The sequence below is a fragment of the Clostridium sp. 1001271st1 H5 genome (genome assembly GCF_005845215.1).
GTDB lineage: Bacteria > Bacillota > Clostridia > Lachnospirales > Lachnospiraceae > Enterocloster.
In genome coordinates, this window is the sequence record NZ_SPHO01000009.1 from 89983 (window position 1) to 114650 (window position 24668).

The 24668-nt window shown below is 51.8% G+C and carries 23 protein-coding genes and 1 riboswitch; of the genes, 9 read left to right on the forward strand and 14 right to left on the reverse strand.

What is annotated here, in order from left to right; all coding sequences use genetic code 11:
* The first annotated feature begins 3 nt into the window (after positions 1-3).
* From FGS84_RS15050 to FGS84_RS15060, 3 genes are read left to right on the forward strand one after another with little or no spacing between them, the layout of a single operon-like run.
* Positions 4-1119 carry a branched-chain amino acid ABC transporter permease gene (locus FGS84_RS15050; RefSeq protein ID WP_138309366.1) on the forward strand — a complete coding sequence of 372 codons (1116 nt, stop codon included), beginning with the start codon at positions 4-6 and terminating at the stop codon, positions 1117-1119.
* Positions 1119-1985 (forward strand): ABC transporter ATP-binding protein, encoded by an 867-nt coding sequence (locus tag FGS84_RS15055; RefSeq protein WP_138309367.1) that lies wholly within the window; start codon positions 1119-1121, stop codon positions 1983-1985. Before FGS84_RS15050 ends, FGS84_RS15055 begins: the two co-directional genes overlap by 1 nt.
* Positions 1972-2679 carry an ABC transporter ATP-binding protein gene (locus FGS84_RS15060; protein ID WP_138309368.1) on the forward strand — a complete coding sequence of 236 codons (708 nt, stop codon included), beginning with the start codon at positions 1972-1974 and terminating at the stop codon, positions 2677-2679. Before FGS84_RS15055 ends, FGS84_RS15060 begins: the two co-directional genes overlap by 14 nt.
* 78 nt (positions 2680-2757) lie before the next feature.
* On the opposite strand, the gene FGS84_RS15065 is transcribed toward FGS84_RS15060, so the two are convergent.
* Positions 2758-3396, reverse strand: coding sequence for a phosphoribosyltransferase (locus tag FGS84_RS15065; RefSeq protein ID WP_138309369.1), 639 nt, complete (start codon positions 3394-3396; stop codon positions 2758-2760).
* Positions 3397-3646: 250 nt separating this feature from the next.
* Complete coding sequence (ftsH, locus tag FGS84_RS15070; protein WP_138309370.1) at positions 3647-5791, reverse strand: ATP-dependent zinc metalloprotease FtsH; 2145 nt, start codon at positions 5789-5791, stop codon at positions 3647-3649.
* Between the two features lie 239 nt (positions 5792-6030).
* Between ftsH and FGS84_RS15075 the strand changes: the two genes are divergently transcribed.
* Both FGS84_RS15075 and FGS84_RS30900 read left to right on the forward strand, forming a co-directional pair.
* Positions 6031-7641 (forward strand): CTP synthase, encoded by a 1611-nt coding sequence (locus FGS84_RS15075; RefSeq protein ID WP_138309371.1) that lies wholly within the window; start codon positions 6031-6033, stop codon positions 7639-7641.
* A gap of 148 nt (positions 7642-7789) precedes the next feature.
* Positions 7790-7954, forward strand: coding sequence for a hypothetical protein (locus tag FGS84_RS30900; protein ID WP_171042639.1), 165 nt, complete (start codon positions 7790-7792; stop codon positions 7952-7954).
* Between the two features lie 147 nt (positions 7955-8101).
* Here FGS84_RS30900 and FGS84_RS15080 read toward each other — a convergent pair whose 3' ends face one another.
* From FGS84_RS15080 to FGS84_RS15100, 5 genes are all read right to left on the reverse strand, one after another.
* On the reverse strand, positions 8102-8845 hold the full coding sequence (locus FGS84_RS15080) for an amino acid ABC transporter ATP-binding protein (protein ID WP_138309372.1): 744 nt from the start codon (positions 8843-8845) through the stop codon (positions 8102-8104).
* Positions 8842-9645 carry an amino acid ABC transporter permease gene (locus FGS84_RS15085; RefSeq protein WP_027641035.1) on the reverse strand — a complete coding sequence of 268 codons (804 nt, stop codon included), beginning with the start codon at positions 9643-9645 and terminating at the stop codon, positions 8842-8844. Before FGS84_RS15085 ends, FGS84_RS15080 begins: the two co-directional genes overlap by 4 nt.
* Before the next feature lie 95 nt (positions 9646-9740).
* Positions 9741-10688: a transporter substrate-binding domain-containing protein gene (locus FGS84_RS15090; protein WP_138309373.1), complete on the reverse strand. Its 948-nt coding sequence runs from the start codon at positions 10686-10688 to the stop codon at positions 9741-9743.
* 314 nt (positions 10689-11002) lie between these two features.
* Positions 11003-11911, reverse strand: a complete 909-nt coding sequence (gene srtB, locus FGS84_RS15095; protein WP_138309374.1) for a class B sortase — start codon at positions 11909-11911, stop codon at positions 11003-11005.
* Positions 11912-11937: 26 nt separating this feature from the next.
* On the reverse strand, positions 11938-12798 hold the full coding sequence (locus FGS84_RS15100) for a hypothetical protein (protein ID WP_138309375.1): 861 nt from the start codon (positions 12796-12798) through the stop codon (positions 11938-11940).
* A gap of 195 nt (positions 12799-12993) precedes the next feature.
* Here FGS84_RS15100 and FGS84_RS15105 point away from each other — a divergent pair, with 195 nt between their 5' ends.
* The gene (locus FGS84_RS15105) at positions 12994-14229 is read left to right on the forward strand and encodes a BTAD domain-containing putative transcriptional regulator (protein WP_138309376.1); all 1236 of its coding nucleotides are present in this window, start codon (positions 12994-12996) and stop codon (positions 14227-14229) included.
* Positions 14230-14356: 127 nt separating this feature from the next.
* Here FGS84_RS15105 and FGS84_RS15110 read toward each other — a convergent pair whose 3' ends face one another.
* Positions 14357-15736, reverse strand: a complete 1380-nt coding sequence (locus FGS84_RS15110) for an MATE family efflux transporter (protein ID WP_138309504.1) — start codon at positions 15734-15736, stop codon at positions 14357-14359.
* A gap of 317 nt (positions 15737-16053) precedes the next feature.
* On the opposite strand from FGS84_RS15110, the gene FGS84_RS15115 reads away from it, so the two are divergent.
* Positions 16054-16611 carry a sigma-70 family RNA polymerase sigma factor gene (locus FGS84_RS15115; protein WP_138309377.1) on the forward strand — a complete coding sequence of 186 codons (558 nt, stop codon included), beginning with the start codon at positions 16054-16056 and terminating at the stop codon, positions 16609-16611.
* Complete coding sequence (locus FGS84_RS15120; protein WP_138309378.1) at positions 16608-17375, forward strand: hypothetical protein; 768 nt, start codon at positions 16608-16610, stop codon at positions 17373-17375. The genes FGS84_RS15115 and FGS84_RS15120 overlap by 4 nt, the downstream gene beginning before the upstream one ends.
* A 172-nt stretch (positions 17376-17547) precedes the next feature.
* Here FGS84_RS15120 and FGS84_RS15125 read toward each other — a convergent pair whose 3' ends face one another.
* The 5 genes from FGS84_RS15125 to FGS84_RS31545 form a co-directional block, all read right to left on the reverse strand.
* On the reverse strand, positions 17548-18984 hold the full coding sequence (locus FGS84_RS15125; protein WP_138309379.1) for a L,D-transpeptidase family protein: 1437 nt from the start codon (positions 18982-18984) through the stop codon (positions 17548-17550).
* A gap of 205 nt (positions 18985-19189) precedes the next feature.
* On the reverse strand, positions 19190-19903 hold the full coding sequence (locus tag FGS84_RS15130; protein ID WP_138309380.1) for a peptidylprolyl isomerase: 714 nt from the start codon (positions 19901-19903) through the stop codon (positions 19190-19192).
* A gap of 303 nt (positions 19904-20206) precedes the next feature.
* Entirely contained in the window at positions 20207-21397 is a 1191-nt protein-coding gene (cytX, locus tag FGS84_RS15135) for a putative hydroxymethylpyrimidine transporter CytX (RefSeq protein ID WP_138309381.1), read from the reverse strand.
* Between the two features lie 12 nt (positions 21398-21409).
* A complete protein-coding gene (thiD, locus tag FGS84_RS15140) occupies positions 21410-22201 on the reverse strand; it encodes a bifunctional hydroxymethylpyrimidine kinase/phosphomethylpyrimidine kinase (RefSeq protein ID WP_138309382.1) in 792 nt (263 codons plus the stop codon).
* Between the two features lie 148 nt (positions 22202-22349).
* Positions 22350-22459, reverse strand: a riboswitch (TPP riboswitch).
* A 19-nt stretch (positions 22460-22478) separates the two neighbouring features.
* Positions 22479-22871 carry a hypothetical protein gene (locus FGS84_RS31545; RefSeq protein ID WP_243129986.1) on the reverse strand — a complete coding sequence of 131 codons (393 nt, stop codon included), beginning with the start codon at positions 22869-22871 and terminating at the stop codon, positions 22479-22481.
* Positions 22872-22985: 114 nt separating this feature from the next.
* On the opposite strand from FGS84_RS31545, the gene FGS84_RS15150 reads away from it, so the two are divergent.
* Positions 22986-23348: a helix-turn-helix transcriptional regulator gene (locus tag FGS84_RS15150; protein ID WP_138309383.1), complete on the forward strand. Its 363-nt coding sequence runs from the start codon at positions 22986-22988 to the stop codon at positions 23346-23348.
* A gap of 14 nt (positions 23349-23362) precedes the next feature.
* Here FGS84_RS15150 and FGS84_RS15155 read toward each other — a convergent pair whose 3' ends face one another.
* Positions 23363-24667: a GHKL domain-containing protein gene (locus FGS84_RS15155; RefSeq protein ID WP_138309384.1), complete on the reverse strand. Its 1305-nt coding sequence runs from the start codon at positions 24665-24667 to the stop codon at positions 23363-23365.
* Position 24668: the final 1 nt, after the last annotated feature.

A 24668-nucleotide genomic window follows, 5' to 3' on the forward strand; every position in this document is an offset into this window, starting at 1 on the left:
GACATGAAGAATATGACAAAGAACAAAAACAAACTATATACCCTCATTGCCCTGGTGGTAATCATCGGCTTCCTGGCATTCCTGCAGTCTGACACAGCCGAATACAGCTACCAGATTTCCATTCTGGAGAGAAGCGCCATCTACGCAGTGGTGGCTGTATCCATGAACCTGCTGACCGGCTTTACGGGCCTGTTCTCACTGGGCCAGGCAGGGTTTATGGCCATTGGCGCCTACGTGGTGGCCATCTTCACCATTCCGGTGGGTTCCAGGGCCAGCGTGTACTATGTAAGCGGCATTTCGCCGGTGATTGCCAATATCCAGCTGCCCATCCCCGTGGCCCTGCTCCTTGGCGGACTGGCGGCAGCAGCTCTGGCAGCCCTTATCGGAATTCCTGTGCTGCGCTTAAAGAGCGATTATCTGGCCATTGCCACACTGGGCTTTTCGGAAATCATCCGCGCATTCATAGCTGCCCCCATGTTCGACACCATTACCAATGGTTCCTACGGACTAAAGAGCATACCGGGCTTTCCCAATATCTTTGCGGTATTCGGACTGGCCGCCCTGTGCATTGCCCTGATGCTTCTTCTCATTAACTCCTCCTACGGCAGGGCCTTTAAGTCCATCCGGGAGGATGAAGTGGCTGCCCAGTCCATGGGCATTAACCTGTTCCATTACAAGGAGCTTTCCTTTGTGATTTCCTCCTTCTTCACCGGGGTGGGAGGCGGAATGCTGGCCATGTTTATGCGCTCCATTGATTCCAAGACCTTCCAGGTGGCCCTTACATATGACATCCTGCTGATTGTGGTCTTGGGCGGCATCGGCAGCGTCACAGGCAGCGTTGTGGGCGCATTCCTGGTTACCGCAGGCAGGGAACTGCTGCGTTTCTTCGATGACCCCCTGACCATTGCAGGGGTAAGCGTTCCCCTGTTCCGTTCCGGATTCCGTATGGTTATTTTCTCCATCCTGCTGATGATGGTGGTCCTCTTCTACCGGCGCGGCATCATGGGGAACCACGAATTCTCCTGGGACGGACTGTTCCGGCTCATACGGGGCATTCCCGGCAGGCTTAAGGGCAAAGGCAAAAAGCCCTCTTCCGCTGAGAAGGGAGGTATACGCTGATGAATAACATGGAAAACAACGTAAAAAATGTATTGCATATGGAAAGCATCACTATGCAGTTCGGCGGCGTAGTGGCAGTGAACGGACTGACACTGGATGTAAATGAGCACGAAATCGTGGCCCTTATCGGACCCAACGGTGCAGGCAAGACCACTGCTTTTAACTGTGTCACAGGTATTTACCAGCCCACCTTTGGTTCCGTATCCTTTAACGGGGAGGTCATACTGGCCGATACACCCCAGGGCAAGATGCGCCGCCTCTATGAGGGCGATGTGCCTCCCGCGGACCTGGCTCCTGTGCGCAAAACCCCGGACCAGATTACCAAGCTGGGCATTGCCAGGACCTTCCAGAACATCCGTCTCTTCGGCGCTCTGACTGTGTTTGAAAATGTGCTGATTGCCAAGCATATGCGGGCAAAACAGAATGTCTTTTCAGCCACGCTGCGCCTCAACCATGCTGAAGAAAAACGCATGCGCGATGAATCCATGGAGCTTCTGGAAATGCAGGGGCTGGCCCATTTAAAAAATGAGATAGCATCCTCCCTGCCCTACGGGCTGCAGCGCCGCCTGGAGATTGCCCGGGCCCTGGCCACCAGCCCCAGCCTGCTTCTTCTGGATGAGCCGGCCGCCGGCATGAATCCACAGGAGACACAGGACCTGACTGACTTTATCCACAAAATCCGGGACGATTACCACTTGACCATCTTCATGATAGAGCACCATATGGACCTGGTCATGCAGATATCCGACCGCATCTATGTGCTGGACTTCGGCAAGCTCATAGCCCATGGCACGCCCGATGAAGTCCAGAACAATCCAAAAGTAATAGAAGCATATCTGGGGGTGAGCGACGATGCTGAAGATTAATGATTTAAGAGTGAATTACGGCGGTATCGAGGCTGTAAAGGGTATCAGCTTTGAGGTGCCTGAGAAATCCATTGTCACCCTCATAGGGGCCAATGGCGCTGGCAAGAGCACCACCCTGCGGGCCATTGCAGGACTGGTAAAGGCCTCGGCCGGCTCCATCCAGTTTGACGGCGCAGAGCTTTTAGGCATGGATACACCTGATATTGTATCCAAAGGCATCACCCTGGTGCCTGAAGGCAGACGGGTGTTTCCGGACATGACGGTCATTGAGAACATTAAAATCGGAGCTTACCTAAGAACCGATTCCCTGGACCAGGATATTGAGTGGGTGTACAGCCTGTTTCCCAGGTTAAAGGAGCGCAGCTGGCAGTTAGCCGGCACGCTTTCCGGAGGCGAACAGCAGATGCTGGCCGTTGCCAGGGCCCTCATGAGCCATCCAAAGCTCATGATGATGGATGAGCCGTCTCTTGGCCTGGCCCCCCTTATTGTGCGGGATATATTCAATATCATAAAGGAAATCAACAAACAGGGCGTAACCATCCTGCTGATTGAACAGAACGCCAACATGGCCCTGCGCATTGCAGACCAGGGTTATGTACTGGAAACAGGCCGGATTTCCCTCTCCGGAACCGGCAGGGAGCTGCTGGCAGACGAGTCTGTGAAGGCGGCTTATCTGGGGAAGAAAAAGAAATAAGACCGATAAAGGCCGGAGAGCACATTCGCTCTCCGGCCTTTCAACCTGCATCCCTATTATTTATATCATCCAGCTCCACTACAAACTGGTATACCCATAAGCATTCACCAGGGCATCCAGCTTCTTGCCCTGCTTGCACAGCGGGCAGTCCCTGTAGTCATAATACGTATAATCAGGCAAATCCTTCTTTCCGAAAATAGATGTAATCCTGTATCCGTTGAGCTCCTCCAATGTGCTGAAGATAGCGGTAATGGCCCTCAGATTGCCTCCATAATACCGGATGGATTCAATTCCTTTGTTCAGTGCCAGACCCGTGGTCACGGACGCTGTCAGGATAATGACATTCTTATCCCGAATCATGGGAAGTATGTTCTCCTTAAATATCATCTGGCTGTTGCTGTTGAACTCTGGAGTCACGATGTAGATGGTCTTATGGGCATTCATGGAGAGAACTCCTGCACTGGTCAGTTCCTCTGCCAGGAAACTGCCTATGACCTGGGTTCCCTCGAGACACACAATGGTGTCCACTACCGTGTCATAGAGGAACAGTCCGGACAGGCTTCTGGCAATCTCCTGAGCCTCGCTGAGCCTGGTCTTTAAGGTTGTCATATCCAGATAATAATTGATATGGGCATGGTTGGTGGCAAAGTGACCCGGTGTAATCTTAAGCGGTGCATTACAGCCGGTGGTATGTATCTTAACATACTTATTATCCATAAAAACGCCCCCTTTTACAATGGTACGGACATTGGTTGCTATATGTATTATTATACTAAATAATCCTCCCCGGTACAAGGGCAATCCGGCTGTCTTACCATTTTCTGCTAAAAATTACAGACATACGGCAATGTACAAACCAGACTGCCCGCCGTGCAAAACAGGCGCCAGCACTGCTTCCCAGCAGCATTGGCGCCTGTTATTCTTTATCATTTCCGTCTGATATTACTGTCCTATGGATTGGCAGATTCTACTGATTCCTGTCATTGCCGGGATGGCTCCACATTGTATCCTCCGGCTTCTTTTCTGAATCATTAAACCTGTCTGAATCCTCCGGCCCTGGCCGGGTTCCCGGATTCGGCTGTGTGTCCGGGTTCATACGCGCTTCCTGGTCAGACTGCGCCTCCTGGCCCATCTGCCCGTCCTGGTCCGGCTGCGCCTCCTGGCCCATCTGCCTGTCCTGGACTGCCTGCGATTCCTGGTCCGTTTCCAAAGCATCCTTCTTCTCACCGGGTAACGCTTTATCCTCAGCCTCTTTGGTTTCTTCCGGCTCCGGAATGCCTTTTACCCTGCGGAATATCTGCATAAATTCCTTACCTGTGATTGTCTCCTTGTCAATGAGGAATGCCGCTATCTGGTCCATGGCATCCTTGTTATCGCTTAAAAGGCGTATTGCCTCATCGTAGGAATCCTTCAGTATCTTCATGACCTCCCGGTCAATCTCGGCTGCCGTAGCATCGCCGCAGTTCAATACGGCACGGCCTGTCAGATACTGGTTCTCCTGGGACTCAAGTCCCATGAGTCCGAATTTTTCAGACATACCATACTGAGTCACCATGGCCCTGGCCAGGTTGGTGGCCTGCTGGATATCATTGGCTGCTCCCGTTGTAACGGTCTCAAATACGATTTCCTCCGCAGCGCGGCCTGCCATCAGCTCTACCAGCCTTGCCTCCAGCTCCTTCTTGGTGTTGAGGTATTTCTCCTCCTCAGGCACATTCATGACATATCCAAGAGCGCCCATGGTCCTCGGCACAATCGTAATCTTCTGCACTGGCTCGGAATGCTTCTGCAGCGCGCTCACAAGGGCGTGGCCAACCTCATGATAGGACACGATGCGGCGTTCTTCCTTGCTCATGATGCGGTCCTTCTTTTCCTTGCCCACCAGCACCACTTCCACTGCCTCAAACAAATCCTTCTGCGACACGGCATTGCGCCCGTGCTTAACCGCATTGATGGCTGCCTCGTTCATCATGTTGGCCAGGTCCGCGCCCACAGCGCCCGAGGTGGCCAGAGCTATCTCCTTAAAGTCTACGGATTCATCCAGGAGCACATCCTTGGAATGCACCTTAAGTATGTTGATACGGCCGTTAAGGTCCGGCTTATCCACCACCACGCGGCGGTCAAAACGTCCCGGACGGAGAAGGGCCGGGTCCAGAACCTCCGGACGGTTGGTGGCGCCCAGTACCAGAAGTCCCTTGGTGGAATCAAAACCATCCATCTCGGAGAGCAGCTGGTTCAGGGTCTGTTCACGCTCGTCGTTGCCGCCCATACGGCTGTCACGGCTGCGTCCAATGGCGTCAATCTCATCAATGAAGATGATACAGGGTGCATTCTCAGTGGCATTCTTAAACAAATCACGGACACGGGACGCACCCACGCCCACGAACATCTCCACAAAGTCAGAACCGGAAAGGGAATAGAAGGGCACATGGGCCTCTCCTGCCACTGCCTTGGCAAGCAGGGTCTTACCTGTTCCGGGAGGGCCCACCAGAAGAGCTCCCTTAGGCAGCTTGGCGCCAATCTTGGTGTACTTGCCCGGATTGTGGAGGAAATCCACGATTTCAGTCAGCGACTCCTTGGCCTCGTCCTCACCGGCCACGTCCTTGAAGGTGATGCCGGTCTCCCGCTGGACGTACATCTTGGCATTGGACTTGCCCACACCCATGATTCCGCCACCGCCCATGCGCTTCATGGTGAAGTTCATGAGGAACAGCAGGAACAGGAATGGGACCGCATAATTCAGCAGGACCAGAAGAAGGGTGCTGCTGTCGCTCTTCTCGCGGTTGGTGACCACGTTATTATCCAGTATCCTGCTGACAAAATCATAATCGCCTTCCAGTCTCACCACATAATAATCCAGATTCTGGGAATACTTAGTATTACCCTTCTTAGGGATAACCGTGATTTCCGTACTGCCCACCTTGATGGAATCCACCTCGCCCGCTTCCACCATCTGGACGAACTCATTATAGGACAACTCCTGACGTTTCTTGGAATTCAGATAGTTGTTCATACTGCTGACCACGATAAATGTGAGTATGGCCGCCACCACCAGCATGGTTATGGTCTGCCAGTTACTCTTCATATTCGGGTCCTGTTTGTTATTATTATCCATATTGTACAAATTCTCCCTCTGAATGGGCCATCTATCAATTCCCAACAAAAACCCATTCTCTACCATTATAGTGTCAGTCTCCCCATAAATCAAGAAAAGAACAATTAATTTTCTTAAATTTTTACAAAAAGTCCTGGATTTATTCTCAATGAGGATGTATAATGTTTCAGTTATTTTTTTGATACTATATCAAACAAGTCACACGACACCCACAACAAGAAAAGGAGGTATCCCCAATCATGCCAGTCAAATACGTATTCGTAACCGGCGGCGTAGTATCCGGCCTGGGAAAAGGCATCACCGCAGCATCCCTTGGCCGTCTGTTAAAGGCCAGAGGCTACAAAGTGACCATGCAGAAGTTCGACCCCTACATCAACATCGACCCCGGCACCATGAACCCGGTGCAGCACGGAGAAGTCTTTGTGACGGACGATGGCGCTGAGACAGACCTGGACTTAGGACACTATGAGCGTTTCATCGATGAGAGCCTTACCAGAAACTCCAACGTCACCACAGGCAAGGTCTACTGGACGGTCCTGCAAAAGGAACGCCGCGGAGACTTCGGCGGCGGAACCGTACAGGTAATCCCCCATATTACCAACGAAATCAAAAGCCGTTTTCACCGCAACTACACGGAAAAGGAAACGGAAATCGCCATCATCGAGGTCGGCGGCACGGTAGGCGACATCGAAAGCCAGCCCTTTCTGGAGGCCATCCGCCAGTTCCAGCATGAGGCAGGCCCCGGCAACACATGCATCATCCATGTAACTCTTATCCCTTATCTGAAAGCCTCAGAAGAGCTTAAGACCAAGCCGACTCAGGCCAGCGTAAAAGACCTTCAGGGAATGGGCATCCAGCCCGATATCCTTGTCTGCCGCTCCGAACTCCCCCTGGACGACGGCATCAAGACGAAAATCGCCCAATTCTGCAATGTTCCCAAACATCACGTACTCCAGAACCTGGATGTGGACGTGCTCTATGAAGTCCCCCTTGTAATGGAGGAAGAGCATCTGGCCCAGTCTGCCTGTGAATGCCTGGACCTGCCCTGCCCTGAACCGGACCTGACAGACTGGAAGGCCATGATAGACGCATGGAAGCATCCGGAACAGGATGTGACTATTGCTCTGGTAGGCAAATACATCCAGCTTCACGATGCCTACATTTCCGTGGTGGAGGCCCTGAAGCACGGAGGCGTTGCCAACCGTGCCTCTGTCCATATCAAATGGGTGGACTCCGAGACAGTCACCCCGGAAAATGCCTCTGAAATCTTCAAAGACATCCATGGCATCCTGGTTCCCGGCGGCTTTGGCGACCGCGGCATCGACGGAAAGATTTACGCCATCCAGTATGCCCGGGAACACAGCATACCATTCCTGGGACTTTGCCTGGGAATGCAGCTGTCCATTGTGGAATTTGCCAGAAATGTGGCCGGGTACGCAGACGCCCACAGCGTGGAGCTGAATCCCGCCACCACCCATCCCGTTATCCATCTCATGCCGGAGCAGAACGGAGTGGAGGACATCGGCGGCACCCTGCGGCTGGGCTCCTATCCCTGTGTCCTGGACAAGACCTCCAAAGCCTATGGACTGTACAATGAGTCCACCATCCATGAGCGCCACAGACACCGCTACGAGGTCAATAACGACTACCGGACAGCGCTTGCAAAATGCGGCATGATGCTCTCCGGCCTGTCCCCTGACGGACGGATTGTGGAAATGATAGAGCTTCCGGACCATCCCTGGTTTATTGCCACCCAGGCCCATCCCGAGCTCAAATCCAGGCCCAACCGGCCCCATCCCTTATTTAAAGGATTTATTGAGGCTGCTCTAAAGGAAAAAAACCAGAAATAACATGATATCTCAAAATCCCCCTGAGCAGGACAGCTATTTTGAAAGAAATGGCTGCCCTGCTTTCAATTTACCAGTATGAGTCCTCTGCCTTGGCGCAAACTATATTTGAGAATCAATCAAAAACACACCACAAGGAGGTGAAATCCAATTGGAACACAAGGAAAAAGACGATTTTGACGTTGACATACAAGCCTGCTCCACCATGGACTGTACAGGCCTGATACCTTCCCTGCCTCAGGACGAGGCGGAAAAGGAAGCCTATGAGGATCTCTATCCCTATGTAACCAAGGCTGTCTCATCAGACAAGGAATAAAGCAGCAGCCCGGCACAAATAAAAACGGAGCCGGGACATCTGCCTCCGCTCCGTTTCCATCTCATCTGTCATACTATTATACTGCTATTGCAGTCTGCATCTGCCAACTGCAATCTTATAATCTGTATCTGCATCCGCCAACCGCAATCACCCGTGCATAAACCTGCTCAAAAACTCCTGGGTCTGAAGCTGTTTAGGCGAACCGAATATCTGGGAGGGCTCTCCCTCCTCCACAATCACGCCGCCGGCCATAAATGCCACATGGCTGGATACATCCCTGGCAAAAGCCATTTCGTGTGTGACGATAATCATGGTAAGGCCCTCTCCGGCCAGCTTGCGCATGACCTCCAGCACCTCGCCCACCATCTGCGGGTCCAATGCAGATGTGGGCTCGTCAAAAAGCAGTACCTCAGGTTCCATGGCCAATGCCCTTGCTATGGCCACCCTCTGTTTCTGTCCGCCGGAAAGCTGTCTGGGCTTTGCATTGATATAGGGAGCCATCCCCACCTTCTCCAGGTAGTACATGGCATTCTTATGGGCATCTGTCTTGTTCTTCTTAAGAACCTTTACCTGTCCGATGATACAGTTCTCCAGCACAGTCATGTTGTTGAACAGATTAAAACTCTGGAACACCATGCCCACCTTGGAGCGGTACTGGGGCGCATTAACCTTTTTATCGGCAATATCCGTTCCATGGTACATGATTTCACCTGTGGTAGGCGTCTCCAAAAGATTCAGACATCGGAGCAGGGTGGATTTTCCGGAACCTGAAGCTCCGATGATGCAGGTCACATCTCCGCTGCTGACTGAAAAGTCAATATCCTTGAGCACGGGATTGGTACCGAAGGTTTTGCTCAAATGACGGATTTCTAATATTCTGTCTCCTTTCATCGCGCATCCTCCTTCTTCTTATCCTTCTCATCCGGGAACCGGTACATACCGCTGGTATGGGCCAGGGTATCGGTGGTGGCCAGGTCGTAGTTGTCCGCGCCGTCCATCCGGTTTTCCCACCAGCGCAGGATTCTGGAACAGGTGAATGTCATGATGAAATATACAATCATGGTGATGGTATATGCCTCGAAATTCATGTACAGGGCTCCTGCTGCTGCCTTGGTCTTATACAGCAGCTCCGTGACGCCGATAACAGAGAGCACGCAGCTGTCCTTGATATTGATAATCAGGTTGTTGCCAATCTGGGGCATGATGTTCCTCAGAGCCTGGGGCAGAATCACATAGAGCATGGTCTGTACATGGGTCATGCCGATGGCCTTTGCTCCCTCTGTCTGTCCCGGGTCAATGGAAAGAATTCCGCCGCGGACCGTCTCAGCCATGTAAGCGCCTGTATTGATGGAAAGAATAAAATAAGCAGCGCCCCACATGGACATATTGATTCCTAACATGGGCAGAAGCCCGTAATAAATAAACATGGCCTGGGCCATCATGGGTGTTCCGCGGAAGAACTCCACATAGGCGTTCAGAATCAGTTTCACGACCCAGAGTACAGCCCTCTTTACCGGGTTGTCTCCCCGTTCATTCGGTATGGTCTGGACTATACCCACGGCAAAGCCTATGATACAGCCCACCAGGGTACCTACCAGGGCAATCTTAAGGCTGACGCCTGCGCCCTGGAGCATTGACATACCGTATCGGTTGAATACGACCATAACACGGCCGAAAAAGTCTGTTGGCATATCCCTTCTCCTTACTCTTTAACGTACTTTCGCCTGCCGGCAATGCCATCTTTCTGCAAATCAGTTGCTTATCCCTCTGCAGATGAACCTGCGTATTAATTTGCCAGAGGCTGAACAGAGATAGCTTCGTCCATCATCTTGGAGAAGTCATCCTTTGTCATCTTTGTGAGGACGCTGTTAATGGCATCCTTTAACTCCGTATTGCCCTTCTTTAAGGAAATACCGATATTGATATCTTCATCCGTTACCTGGAAATCAGCATCGCCGCCGCCAAACTCAATCATCTTGAAGTTAGGATAAGCGATGAGAGCGCCCTTGCCTGTAGGCTGGTCAGTAACAACCAGGTCGCACTTGTCGGCGTTTAAGGACATCAGCATGTCAGGAGCGCTGGCAGTTGCAGCCAGTACATTGGCATCCTGAATCTGAGGCAGACAGGTGTTGTACCAGATGGTGCTCTGCTGGGACGTACAGGTGGCACCCGCCAGGTCTGCAACGCTCTTGGCATCTGCATACTTGCTGCCTTCCTTTACCAGAGTAACGATGGTTGCATAGTAATATGGCTCAGTGAAATCCACTGCCTGAAGGCGCTCGGAGGTAATGGACTGTCCTGCGATAACACAGTCAACCTGTCCTGTGGTGACAGCCGGAATCAGGGAATCCCAGTCCAGACGTACGATTTCCAGGTCATATCCCAGTTCCTCACAAATCTTTTTTGCCATCATAACATCATATCCATAAGCAAACTCATTGCTGTCAGCAATAGCCACTGCACCGTTGGAATCATCCGGCTGCGTCCAGTTGTAAGGCGCGTATGCACATTCCATGGCCACGCGCAGCGTCTTCTTCTCTCCGCTGTCTGCGGCTGCCGTGGTACCGGCTGCGGCGTCGCCCTCTGCCTTGGCATCGCCGGCTGCAGCTGCTGTCTCTGCCTTTGTGTCTGCTGCTGTTGCTGCTGTACTGCCTCCGCCGCAGGCTGTCAGGGAACCGGCAGCAAGGACGCCGGCCAGAATCAGGCCTAAAACTTTCTTTGCACTCATTTTCATAATAATCTCTCCTCTTAAAAATATTCCCGGCTTTACTGTCTAAGAAAAAAGCCACACCCATCCACACAGGTATGACTCCACTGTCATCTGATGACCGGCAATCCCTAAACAGCTAAAACCTTGCCCTATTAAACACGGCGCACTTTCATTTCTTAAGCATACATGCGCCTAACGTGCTAAGTATAACATAACTCGTCCTGTTTTCCAATACCCAAATACGTTTTTTTATGCAGGAAAAAGGTATAAATACTTGTAAAAACAGCCATAAATCCTTTAACTGGGAATTCATGGCTGTCATATATAATCACTTTCTGCTATTTATTTTCCTTTGTTCCGGCTGCTGTTTCCTGACCGGCTTCCTGGGTCCCTTCCCCGGCCTTGTCCCCCATCAGTTCATCCATGCGCTGTAAGAATGCATCATCAGGCTGGATTTGATTTCCGTCCTCATCCACCTCCACGGCAAACAGGAACGTCCTGGCATCGTTGATTTCGTAGCTGCATGTAACCAGAGTATACAGTGTCCTGGCCGGATATGTAATCTCCTGGCTGTAGCCGCAGGGCTTCACCATCTCATGCACAAAGGCGTCAAAGGATTCCTGGGATTTGAACCTGGTCTTGCGCACAATGGGCTGGGCCTCCCCGTAATAGGCAGCCACTGCCTTTAACCTGATTTCCCGGTCAGGCGTATAGATGCTGAAAAACTGGTGCTCTTTAAAATACGCCTCGTCCTTATAACGGTTTACATCCTTGAACATGCTTCCGTTCTTCATATTATGGCCGTACAGCACATTGTTGCGTCCCACAAAATCGCCCTGGCTCTCGAAGTCCAGGTAAATGGCGCCTGCAATATTCTCCTTGCCGTAAAAATCATGATTCAGGTAGAAATCGTTGTCCTCTCCCTGTACAATGGGATAATCGATGTTGGTATCCGGCACACGAATCCATCCAATGGTATCCGGATTCTCCTTCATCAGTTCCTCAAAGTTAATTGGGGATACATAGGGTTCTGTCTCCGGCTCCGCAGGGCCGGGCTCTGTCACTGCCTCTGCGGACGGCTGCGGGGTTGTCTCCCTGGCCAGTTCGGCCAGCCGTTCATATTCCTCCCTGGTCCTCTTGTCCTCCAGCCAGCTGTGGACGCTCATGGCGCCGCTTACCAGCATGATGGCCAGCAATACAAGGATGATGACGCCCCGTATCCTGCTATTTCCTTTTTTCTGATTCATAGATGATTATATGTCCTTTCCTGCTGTCATCCCATATGGCCGGAGGCCGCTTTAAGCTCCCCATTCCATCCTTCGCTGTCAGCCACTGCCTCCTGTATCAGAAGCAGCATCTCCAAAAAGCTGCGGAAACTAATCTGCCTGCGCTTCTCCTTCCAGCAGATGGTTCCCTGCCAGGTGGCGTTCCGTCTGAACATGACCCTTATGACAAAGGTCATGGGACCAAAGCCTTCTGCATTGACCATGACGCTTCTGGGAATGATGATGCTGCCCTTCTCCTCTCCTTCCGGAAGAGGCAGAAGGAGGCGTTCCACTTCATCCCTGAGCTCAAACTCACTGGCAAATTCCCGCCGGTCCGGCACCGCCGGATGGGATACGTCCCCGCCCATGACGAAATGACTGAAATTCCGCACAGCCACCTCACACATCCGCTTGCCCAGGCCGTGGATGATATCACTTCCGCATCCGAGAGAACGGTCCAGATAATCCATCAGCTCCAAAAAGCTCTGAAAGGAATAGGTGCTGCCGTTTCTCAAATCCATTATATCACCCTGCCATGTGGAATGAAACCTGTATTTCACATGAAGACTGAACTCGGCCAGTTTTCCCTGTATCCGCTTTTTTCCGGACTCATCCCCGCACCGCAAGGATACCCCGGCGTGGTTCATCCCCACAAAGGACCTCTGGTCCACACTCTTCATGGGATAGCGGAGTTCATCGTACAGGTTTTCCAGGCAGATGGCCATCTCTGAGATACAGCCAAAGGGCATTGCCTCCTCCAGGCTGTCATGATAAAGCCTCCCCTGTAACAGGCGGCCATCAAAACTGTCAATGGCTACATTTACATATTTGTATGAATCCGGTAGGGCCCCTGTTTTTGCAATCGACATATATTCACCTGCTTTTCTCTAATAAATTGACATAGTAATCCCATTAAACCTGTTATCATTATAACAGCCTCCGGTTACAATCCGGTTACAAAAGTACAGGGCACTACTTTTTTATGTATTTTTTTTCTGGACAATTATGGTTCTGGTTAGTATACTTATCTTAGAGTGACCCCGCTTTTGCAAAGGAGAGCAGACATGAATGCATCCGTTATGGAAGACAGACCAACAATTTATATAAAAACCCTGGGCGGATTTTCCCTCAGGGTTGGCGATAAAGAGATAACCGACAACAGCAACCAGTCAAAAAAGCCATGGTGTCTCCTGGAATATCTGGTTGTATTCCAGAAGAAATCCATCAGTCCCGGCGAACTTATCAACATCGTGTGGGCCGACGACCCCGGCGTCAACCCGGGCGGCGCCCTGAAGACCCTGATGTTCCGCAGCCGCAAGCTGCTTGAACCCCTGGGGATTCCTCCCCAGAAGCTGCTGGTCCAGCAGCGGGGCTCCTATTGCTGGACACAGGATTATCCATCTGTCCTGGACATTGACCAGTTTGAGTCCATCTGCACCCGGGTGCTGAATCAGGATATGGGAGAAGATGAAGCCCTGGAGCTGTGCCTTGAAGGGCTGGAGCTGTACAAGGGGGATTTCCTTCCCAAATCCGAATATGAATCCTGGGTCATCCCCATCAGTACATACTACCATTCCCTGTACCAGAAGCTGGTCTATAAGACAGTGGAGCTGCTTACTAAGAAGGAAGACTTCTCCAGGATAACCTCCATCTGCCAGACAGCTGTGGGAATTGAACCCTTTGATGAAGAATTCCACTATCACCTGGTTTACTCCCTCTACAGGGACGGCCACACCAGCCAGGCCATTGAAGAATACAACCATACCCTGGACCTGTTTTATAATGAATTCTCCATCTCGCCGTCAGACCATTTTAAGGATTTGTATAAGGCTATCCGCAGCAAGGAACAGGGCATCAACACCAATCTGGATTCCATACAGGAAACCCTTAAGGAGGAAGCCTCCGGAGGTGCATTTTACTGTGAATATCCCGTATTCCATGACCTGTTCCAGCTGGAACGCAGGGCCATTGAGCGCACAGGTGATTCCATCTATTTGTGTCTGCTCACCATCGGCGACCTGGATGGACGGGTCCCCAAAACAACGGTCCTCAGCAAGGCCATGGAGCATCTGAACAGTGCCATCCGCGATTCCCTGCGGTGCAGCGACGTGTACACCCGCTACAGCATCAGCCAGTACATTATCCTCCTTCCTACTGTGACCATGGAAAAGGGAGAGATGGTCATGAAGCGGATACTGGGCAATTTCCGCAGGCTCTACAGCCGCAAGGACCTGGTTGTGGATTACAAGCTTCAGCCCGTACTTCCCTGGGAGCGAACCCCGGCAGGTATCCGGGAGTAAAGGATGTATGACAATTTCACATTCATAAATGAAAAAGCTGCAGGATTATCCTCCATGGGATTTTCTCCTGCAGCTTTCTTTGATGACATCCGGACTACTCCGGTTCCACCTGCGGCCCTGCCGCAAATTATTCTGCCCCGCCCGCTGCCCGGCTCCTGCCGTAAAACAGCTTGTTCAGGCTCTTCATCACATGGCGGTAAGCCGGTATGAGAAACAGGTCTGCGGCTATCCAGGCCACCGGGCTGGCGATGCACACAGCTATGTAGCCAAACACAGGCACCAGGCAGAAGCCCACAAAGGAACGCGCCGCCATCTCGCATACACCGGCAATGATGGCCAGCCTGGAATATCCCAGTCCCTGAATCATGAAGCGGACCGCATTGACAAACACCAGAGGGATATAGAACAGGCTGTTGCCCATGAGAAACAGGCGTGTGTTCCTCAGTATTTCCCCTTCTCCCTTATCCACAAACATCAGGGCAATCCATTCGCCGAAGAAACAGAGCACGGCAAAGGCTATCACTGCATAGACACAGCCCATAACAGCCCCTGCCTTTAAGCCCCGGTCAATACGGTCCAGCTTTCTGGCTCCCACATTCTGTCCTCCGTAGGTGGCCATGGTAGAGCCCAGGGCATCAAAGGGACAGCAGAAAAACATGCTGATTTTGCTGCCCGCGGTGACTGCGGCCACTGCCATGGAGCCAAGAGAATTAACTGCGGTCTGCAGGATTACGCTTCCTATGGCTGTGATGGAATACTGCAGTCCCATGGGAATCCCCATGTTGCATAAAATCTTCATGTAATGGGCATCCGGTCTCCACTCGTCATCGTTCATCTTAAGGATGGTGAATTTTTTTCTCATATACAGCAGACACAGGATTCCCGACACTGCCTGGGCCGTGATGGTTGCCCAGGCAGCTCCCGACACCCCCATCTTAAGGACCAGAATCGTAAAAAAGTCCAGGGCCACATTCACCACGGAAGAGAACACCAGGAAAATCAGAGGGGTGGTGCTGTCTCCCAGGGAACGTATGGTACAGGACAGCAGGTTATAGAGATAGGTGGCCGGAATCCCCAGGAAAATCACAAAGATATAGCTGTAAGCCCCGTCGATGATATCCTCCGGCGTCTGCATCAGCTCCAGGATGTTTCGGCATAACAGACATACGGCCACGGTCATGACCACGGAAAACAGGATTGCCAGCCATGCGCTGTTGGCCACGAACCGCCTGAGGGCCTTTTCGTTTTTTTCACCGAATTTCTGGGCCACCGGAATGGCAAAGCCGCTGCACACTCCCAGGCAGAAACCGATTATCATAAAGTTGATGGAGCCGGTGGAGCCCACCGCTGCCAGGGCCCTGACGCCCAGGCACTTGCCCACGATGATGGTGTCCGCCATATTATACAGCTGCTGGAACAGCAGCCCGCACAGCATGGGGATGAAAAATCCCAGTATCAGTTTTACCGGGGAGCCTTCAGTCATATCCTTTGTCACATTTGCGGCCATGTATGTATTCCTCTCTGTTTCCATGAATTTCATCCCAATAATGTACTCTCTTAACCTGCAATTTGCAAGTAGAAAATAACACCGGAATCCGTGAACCGTACATACATAATATACAATAGGGTTTCTTCAGAATTCTGTGCGGTCGGTATTTTACAAAGAAGGAAGGCAAAAAAAAATAAAATGCCGTTCATGTGCAACCAATCCATGCCTGTTTCCTACTCTATTAGTAAAGGGGGGAATTCCTGTATTTACTGCCGGCCGTGTACATGGCAGATTATCCAAAGCGAACCCTGCACTTATATATCAGGAGGTGAGATATGAACGAGCAGGATATGATAGATTTGTTCTGGCAGCGCTCTGAACGGGCTGTCATTGAGGCGTCGGAAAAATTCGGTTCATATTGCAGGAGGATTGCCTGGAACCTTCTAAAGAACAGGGAGGATGTGGAGGAATGCCTCAATGATACCTGGCTTGCCGCCTGGAACCGCATTCCTCCGGACAGGCCTGATAGGCTGTCGGTTTATCTGGGGCGCATCACACGCAACATTGCCCTGGACCGTTATGATTATAACCATGCGAAAATGAGGAATAAGAATCTGAACCGTCTGCTGTCTGAACTGGATGAGTGCGCCGTGTGGGCAGACAGTGCGGAAGTACAGTATGAAAAAGGGGAGACAGCCAGATTAATCAGCCGATTTCTGTGGGAGCAGGAGCAGCAGAAGCGGGTTCTCTTTATCCGCCGCTATTGGTATGGGGATACGATTCGTTCCATTGCAGCTGTGACCGGTATGAGTGAAAGCCATGTGAAATCCCTGCTTTTTCGTATGCGGAAATCGCTGAAAATGTATCTTGAACAGGAAGGAGCACATCTATGAAATCAACGGAGTTGTTTAAGGAAATTGGCAGTATAGACCAAAAACTCATAGAAGAGGCCATGATATTTTCCGCCTCTGAGAACCAGCAGTTCCTGGACAGTAAGCGGATTTCCCCTCTGTTTTCAGGTAAAAAAGGAAGGATGATTGCAGCCGCAGCCCTGGCCGTCATGATAGCCGCCTTTGCTTTCCCGGGAGAGATAACCTCCCTGGCGTCAAAAATCAACAGCTATCTTAGCGGTATAGTAAAGACCCCCGATGACTCTGTTGATTTGGGTGCTGCCCGTTCCCTCAACACAGGCAGAGTCCAGGGTCTGGACGAAAACCTGTGCAAATATTACACATCCTTTCAGGCGCTTGAGGATGACTTAGGGCTGGATTTGCTGGAATATAGTGAACCGTACCGGCTGGCACTGGGCAGCGGCCCCCGGCCCATCTCCCTGCAGTATTTTGATTATAATGAATCTGCCTCCATATCTGTTTCTGTTGCATATAATGATGCGGGTGGCCGGCCGGTTTATATGTCTTACGATATGGATTTCCTGACCGGTTCTGATGGGTATCTGGGAGCCTTTGGGGTTGTGGGGAAGGAAACGGAAATGGAAATGGAAACCTTCTGCCACCCGGCGCTGGACATACCTGTGGCTCTTATCACATCATCCGGCGGCGGGGTATTTGCCTGTTTTATCTATGAGAATGTACGTTATATAGTGATTGGCGGCAGGGACGTGAATCAGGTAAAGGAATTTGTGGGACAGCTGCAATAAAAATCCGGGCAAAGCTCCAAAACATACAATGGCGGCGCTTTATATAGAAAATATTGAAAAAGGTCAGGCAAATAACAATGCGGATGGCAGGGCCATCCGCATATCACTGATTTTATTATATAGCTGGTTTGAATTTATGCCGGACAGGGATTGGCCATTGCGCTGCCCTCTGTTATTGGTAGCAGAGCACAGGCATGCCCTTATAAATCAGGTCATAGAGTATACTGGCTTTTTCCGGGGGAAGGTTTATACAGCCATGGCTTCCGCTGGTCTGGAAAATAGTGCCTCCGAATTTGCTTCTCCATGTGGCATCATGGAAACCAATGCCTCCGTTAAAAGGCATCCAGTAATCCACATGGCTCTCGTACTCATAGGTGCCGTCCGCCTTCTTGGCCCCCCTCAGTATCCTGTCCTTTTCCTTGTAGGTCAGACTGTAGATGCCTGCGGGCGTGTCGTAATTCTTGGATATATTTCCCGTGACGCAGGGCGCGTCCCACACCAGGTTTCCCTCCTGGAACATATATACATGCTGGCCCGTCAGGTCCACCTCCGCATAGGTGGCGCCCCAGTCAGGAGCAGTACGGCTGGCTGCCGTCAGTGCATATACAGGCTCCCTGTCCGCCGGAGCAGCTGCGGGGCCTGCCTGAATCAGGGCAGCCAGGGCCTGCACCTCGCCTGCCACATCTATTTTCCAGCCATAGGGGCCTGTCAGCTCCACATCCTTGCCAGTGGCTGTATGGAATATACGGGCGGTTCCTGCTGTATCCCTTCTGGCGGCCATCTCTGTCACAAAGGCCGTAATTTTCTCCATGTCAACCGTCACAACCCCGTCCTGGCTTCCTGTGACCCAGGTAGCTATGGTATCCCCGCCCAGAGTCTCCCGCTCCTCGCCGAATACATAGCTGATACTCATATCGCGGTACTGGTTCATACGTGTACACAGGGCCATAAGATTCTCATCTGTCTCCCATACATTTACCTGGTAGTAACAGCCCGCGCTGTCCACGTCCACTGAGCTCTGGCCTGCTTTTACGGCTGCCGTAATCACCTCTGTGGTCCTGGCCTCGTCCACATTATTCCCCTGGACAGCCGGTATAATGGAAAAAGGCTGTCCCTCCTCATAGGAGGATATATGGGCATCGGAAGTGACCGTGATGCCGGAGCCGCTTATGAGGTTCAGAGCCTTAATCTTTGCCTCCAGGGCCTCCTGGCTATAGGTCACCGTCATGGTCATGGTATGGGAGTTATCCGCATCCGGTCCTGAGACACGCCCGGACGCGTTCTGTGCATCCAGTATGGCCTTAAGTCCCTCCGGAACCGCTACCTTGTAACCGATATCCGTGCCTGTTATGGTTTCCTGGCGTCCGCCTCTCTCCTTGATGGTGAGATTGTATTCACCGGCATAAAAGCCTTCGATTCTGTCCTTGGCCTCATCCACGGTCAGTCCGCCCACGCCCACGCCGTTGACTTTTGTACCGGATACAAAGCGGGCTGTGTCTCCGCCTTCATCTGCCAGGGACACAAAAGCCCCTGCCAGCACAAGCACAGCCGCTGCCGCCAGCGCTGCTGCCAGCCTTCCCATCCATGTCCTCTTCCTTAATTTCTGCATAAATAATCCTGCCCTGCCTTTTATTGATATTAACTGCATTATTTTCTGCCCCTGCCTGAATATGGCAGGACGCCTTCTTAACATAACAGCCCTTTTGCATATTTTCAATATAAAAACCAAAAATGTAAGAATTCTTCATAAAAATATAAAATCCGGGGTCCCAAAAACAGGGAATCCCGGATTCTTTCGTATGTCAGGACCATTATCAGTCCACTACCTCAATGCTCTCAATAACAGGCTGGTTGGCCTTTGCCACGGAACCATTGTTGTCCTCCACCTTTGTATCCTCACAGATGGCATCCACTACCTCCATGCCCTCTGTCACATACCCGAAGCAGGCATAATCCCCGTCCAGGAACGTACTGTCCTCATGTACAATGAAAAACTGCGAGCTGGCGCTGTCCTTTATCTGGGAACGTGCCATGGAAATGGCGCCCCTGGTGTGGGACAATGGATTTTCCACTCCGTTGCTGGAAAACTCGCCCTTGATTTCCTGGTCGGAACCGCCCATGCCTGTTCCCAGCGGGTCGCCGCCCTGAATCATGAAACCGCTTATGATGCGGTGAAAGGTAAGCCCGTCATAGAAGCCGTCCTTTGCCAGCTCCAGGAAATTAGCCACCGTAATGGGGGCCTCATCCCCGTATAGCTCCACGGAAATGGTGCCGTAATCCTTTACATTAATCTTTACATGGTGTTTTCCTGCTGCTGTCTTAATTTCCTCAGAAGCTGTATCCCGGGCTCCCTCTGAAGCCTCTGCTGTCTTAATTGTCTCTTTCTCAGCAGTCTCTGCCTTGGCTGCATCTTCCTTGGCTGCCTCGGTCTGCGCTGCCGTGGTTGCGGTCCCTGCGCTGGTGCTACATCCGGCCAGGGCTGAAACTGCCAGTACCGCCGCTGCACATATACTCATCCATTTTTTCATAAATTATGCTCCTCTTCTTATGGAAAAACCAGTCCGCCGTCCCTATGTCCGGCCATTTTCCCGTAATAGGCGCCTGGGCGTTATGTCACCCGGACTGCCAGAGCATATTGTAACACCTGCAATGCCTTCCCGTAAAGGACTTTATAGAAATATCATACTTTTGTCACAATTTCCGCCAGCGTGAACCGGGAAATCTGCCGGCCGGCCGCTGCCTCTCAGACCTGTCCGGCCGCTGTTTCTCATACCAGTCCGCTGCCTCTCAGACCCGGCTGGCCGCTATTTCTCATACCAGTCCGCTGCCTCTCAGACCCGACTGGCCGCTGCACGGCCGGCAGCCGTCACACGGCGGCAGACCACGCACAGCGCCACAGTGGCAGCCATGTCAGGAAGGGTGCTTCCCACAGGGGTATCCACATGCATCAGTATGCGGTACATCACAAAACCAGCAAGCCAGATAACCAGGTTCACTATATTGGCTGTCTCCGCCTCATGGTCCTGCCTGATAATGAAATAATCCGCAATCTGGATGGCAATCATGGGTGCGAACACGGAGCCGATGAGATAAAGGAAATCCGTAATATTGTCCATGGGGTATACCATGGCTGCCGCAGTACCCACAATGGTTACTGCAACTGCCGCCCATTTTTCCTTTATCCTGCCTGTAATGGACACACTGGACACACCGGCGGAGTATGCGTCCAGGAATGTGGTGGTCACGGTGGACAGCACGATGATAAGAAGTCCGGCTATTCCCAGTCCTGCCTTGACCATGATGACTGAAATATCATATTCACCCGTATAGATGGCTGCGCCCATTCCAATGACGTACATGAAGCAGCTTACCAGGCCGTATACAAGGGCGCTGGCTGCCGTTGCCCCAAAGGGCTTTTCGGCCTCTCTTGTATAATCGCTGATTAGCGGCAGCCAGGACAGCGGCATGGCCACGGACAGCTCCACAGCCGCCCCGAAGCTCAGGGAACCGTCTGTCTCCGGGACCGGCGCTCCGCTGCCTGTAAATATGACCCGGCACAGAAGAAGTGTCAGTACGAACAGGGCTGCCATTGCCGCTGTATTGATTTTTCCCAGATTCCTGATTCCAATCAAAAGCCATACCAGAATCAGACCTCCAATTACAAGGCACCAGACCCACAGGCCCGCGTTAAAAATACCGTTGGCAGCCAGTCCGCCGTCATAAATCATGATGGAGGTCCAGCCCACCAGCTGCAGGACGTTGAGCCCGCAAAACAGCAGGCTTCCCTTCTGTCCAAAGCTCATCTTCACTGTTTCCATGGAACTGCGCCTGGTGTACCCGCCAATCAGTCCTGCCATGAACAGCAGGGCGCAGCCAATCACATGGCCCAGCAAAATGGCTGCCAGGCCCTTTCCAAATCCCAAAGGCGCCAGATAGGTGCCTGTCAGTATCTCAGCAATGGATACACCTGCCCCAAACCATATGAGGCTGTTGGCAAATACGGAAGTTCCCTTTTCCTTCATACCCATTCCTCCTTAATATTCGCCCCGGATGGCAAATGCATGGTTCATTGGTCCGCTTCCCTTTCCCAAGTCCAGCCGGGCTTCCAGCGCACCTGAGAGGTATGCTTTGGCGCGCTCCACCGCCAGGTCCATATCCATGCCCTTGGCCAGGTTGGAGGCAATGGCGCTGGACAGGGTACAGCCTGTCCCGTGGGTATTGGGGTTGTCAATCCGCCTGCCCTTGAACCACTTAAGGTTTCCGCCGCGGTACAGCAGGTCGTTGGCGTCATTCAGCTGGTGGCCTCCCTTAAGAAGCACGGCGCAGCCATAGCCTTCCCCGATATTCCTTGCCGCCAGCTCCATGTCGCCGGGATTATGTATCGTCATTCCTGACAGCACCTCTGCCTCCGGTATATTGGGAGTCAGCAGGCTGGCCATGGGCAGCAGGATTTCCTTTAACGCCCCGATGGCCTCCCCGCTAATCAGCCTGGAACCGCTGGTGGATACCATGACCGGGTCCACCACCACATTGGCAGCCCTGTAAAATGCCAGCCTGTCCCCGATGGCCTCTATCAGGCCCCCGGAGGAAACCATACCGATTTTAACTGCATCCGGAACAATATCCGTAAATATATCGTCCAACTGTTCCCTTAAAAAAGATGGAGTCACCTCCATAATTCCTGTCACGCCGGTTGTATTCTGGGCAGTCAATGCCGTTATGGCGCTCATGGCGTAAACCCCGTGAGCGGTCATGGTCTTGATATCTGCCTGGATGCCGGCGCCTCCGCTGGAATCGCTTCCAGCGATTGTTAATGCTGTTTTCATAATCTTTCTCCTTTTCGCATTAATTTTATAAAGCGGCAGAAGGTGGTGCCCCCAATCCGCCGCCGGGAAGCTCCGGCGCCCATGCCTGATGCCATACAAAACCGCCCCGCGCATAAAAAAGGCGGAACACCAAAACAGGTGCTCCGCCGGCAATCGTCCGCTATGGTCCCTACGTTGGCATTATCCAAATCAGGTAATGGGTCTAAGCATGAACAGCTTACTCTCAGCCCACTTAAGTGAGCTCCCCGTTTATTTACATCTACCATTATACATGGTTTTAAGGAGATTGCAATCCTTTTATCTTCTGATTGACTGCATACAGCACGATTTTCATGGTCACGTTCTTTTCCTCATCAATGACCAGCGTAAGGTAGCCTTCTTCCTTCCTGACCACCCGTCCTGCCACACCTCCTATGGTGATGCCCCTGTCCCCCTCCACATCCCTGGCGCATTCCGCTGCCAGGGCAGCCATGTCCGCATCATTGATAACAGGAGGAGCGCCCCATATCATCTCGTACTCTGCCTCACCACGGAATGTTTCAGCGGTCGTCCTGGCAATCTCACCGATTCTCCTGTCCAGTTCCTGGCGCACATCCTCCTCCAGAGCACGGATGGTGCCCTCAATCAGCACCTCGGAGGGGATTACATTGTAGGCAAAGCCCGCCTCCACATGGCCGATGGTCAGTACCGAGGGCTTTACCGCCGGAATCTCACGGGCAATGATTTCCTAGCCTTCTTGACTTTATTATCAATAATTGATATCTTGATTCTGGAGGTATTTTGAATGAATAGTCGTATACGGGAATTGAGAAAAAAACTTGGCCTGAGCCAGAAAGAATTTGCAGAAAAAATCGGGTTGAAACAAAATGCCATAAGCTATATGGAAAAAAGCGGTTCCACTGTTACGGAGCAGAATATTAAGACCATCTGCTCCCAATTCAGTGTCAATGAAACCTGGCTCCGCACGGGTTCCGGACCCATGTTCCTTGAAAATAAAAAAAAGTGGAAAGAGTTCCTGGATATTTTCGATGAACTCTCTCCGGCTTTGCAGGATTATCTGATTAAGGCGGCCAGGGACCTGCTGGATACCCAGTCCAAGATGGATGCCCAGTCCAAATTACAGTCTCATAAAGACAGCAAGCAATAGCATATCTGCCCATTCTATCCCAGGGCCCGGTCCACAATTTTCACCATGGCCGTAAAGGTGGTGTCGTTGTAATCCACGTCGAACTCGTCCCCCGGCTGGTTCAGGATTCGCTTTATGCTCAGTATGCCCAGCCCTCCGTCCCTTTTGCTGGACAGAATCCTGCTGCCGTTCTTCTTAATCTGTCCGTTGTAGGAGTTTTCCACCAGCATCATCAGGTGGTCATCCAGCCATCTGGCCTGGACCAGGATGAAGCGCTGCCCTGACAGGCGGCGGCATGCTTCCAGGGCATTTTCCAGCAGATTGCCGATGACAATGCACAGGGTCAAATCATCCACCGGCACATGGGCGGACAAATCCACCCTGGCAGTGAACTCCACCCCATCCTGCCTTGCCCTGGCAGCATACTCCTGGAGAAGTCCGTTCACGGCCTGGTTCTGGCAGAACACCATCTCCGCCGTCATGTCCAGTTCCCGTTTCAGGTTCATCAGATAATTGGTCCGTTCTCCCCTGTCCATATTCAGAAGGGCATGGATGTGATGGCGGAAATCATGTTTGATGATGCGCACCTGTTCAATGTAATCCAGGGTCTGGTTGTAATGCTCCCTCTGCTGGCTGATAAGCTGTCTGGCAAACTGCAGCTCCTCCTCTGTCCTGCGCCTGCACATGATTTCCAGGGTGCTGCTTAAAATCAGCACATAGAGCACCAGTATCATGATGCACAGTGCCAGGTAGAACAGCACGTCCTCCAGCCCGCGCACAGCCAGGGAAAGGGATGAAAATATGGTGTTGTTTCCGATAAAAAGAATGAACAGGGAAACCGATGGGTACGTCAGCAGCAGTGAGCAGGAGCGCCTGGATAACTGGTCAAACAGCCGGTCCACCTTATCCCTCAGCCAGAACCGTACAAACACATAAAAACCGCAGGCCCACAGCAGGGATACCGCCACACAGATTTGTCCGTATGTCAGGGAAACATGCCCCTTTAACATCCAGGCTGCAAACTCATTCAGCGATGTGGACAGGACCGCGAACAGCCATGCGGATATGTACAGGAAGCCTTTCTTAAGAAGGGTGCCCTTAAAAAAGATAAGGAGCACCAGGAAATAAAGGCAGGAAAATACGCCCCGGAACACAAAAAAGACCTGAGGGCTGATATGGAATACAGATTCCATGGATATCATGATAACCCACAGGTAGGCGGAAATGGCTGCTATGTTCTCCCTGTAGCTGTGTTTTGGCTCCAGACACACGAAAATGGGCATCATACGCACAGCCAGGTTAATCAGGTTCATAAAGACAGTACATGCCGCGTCGTTCATA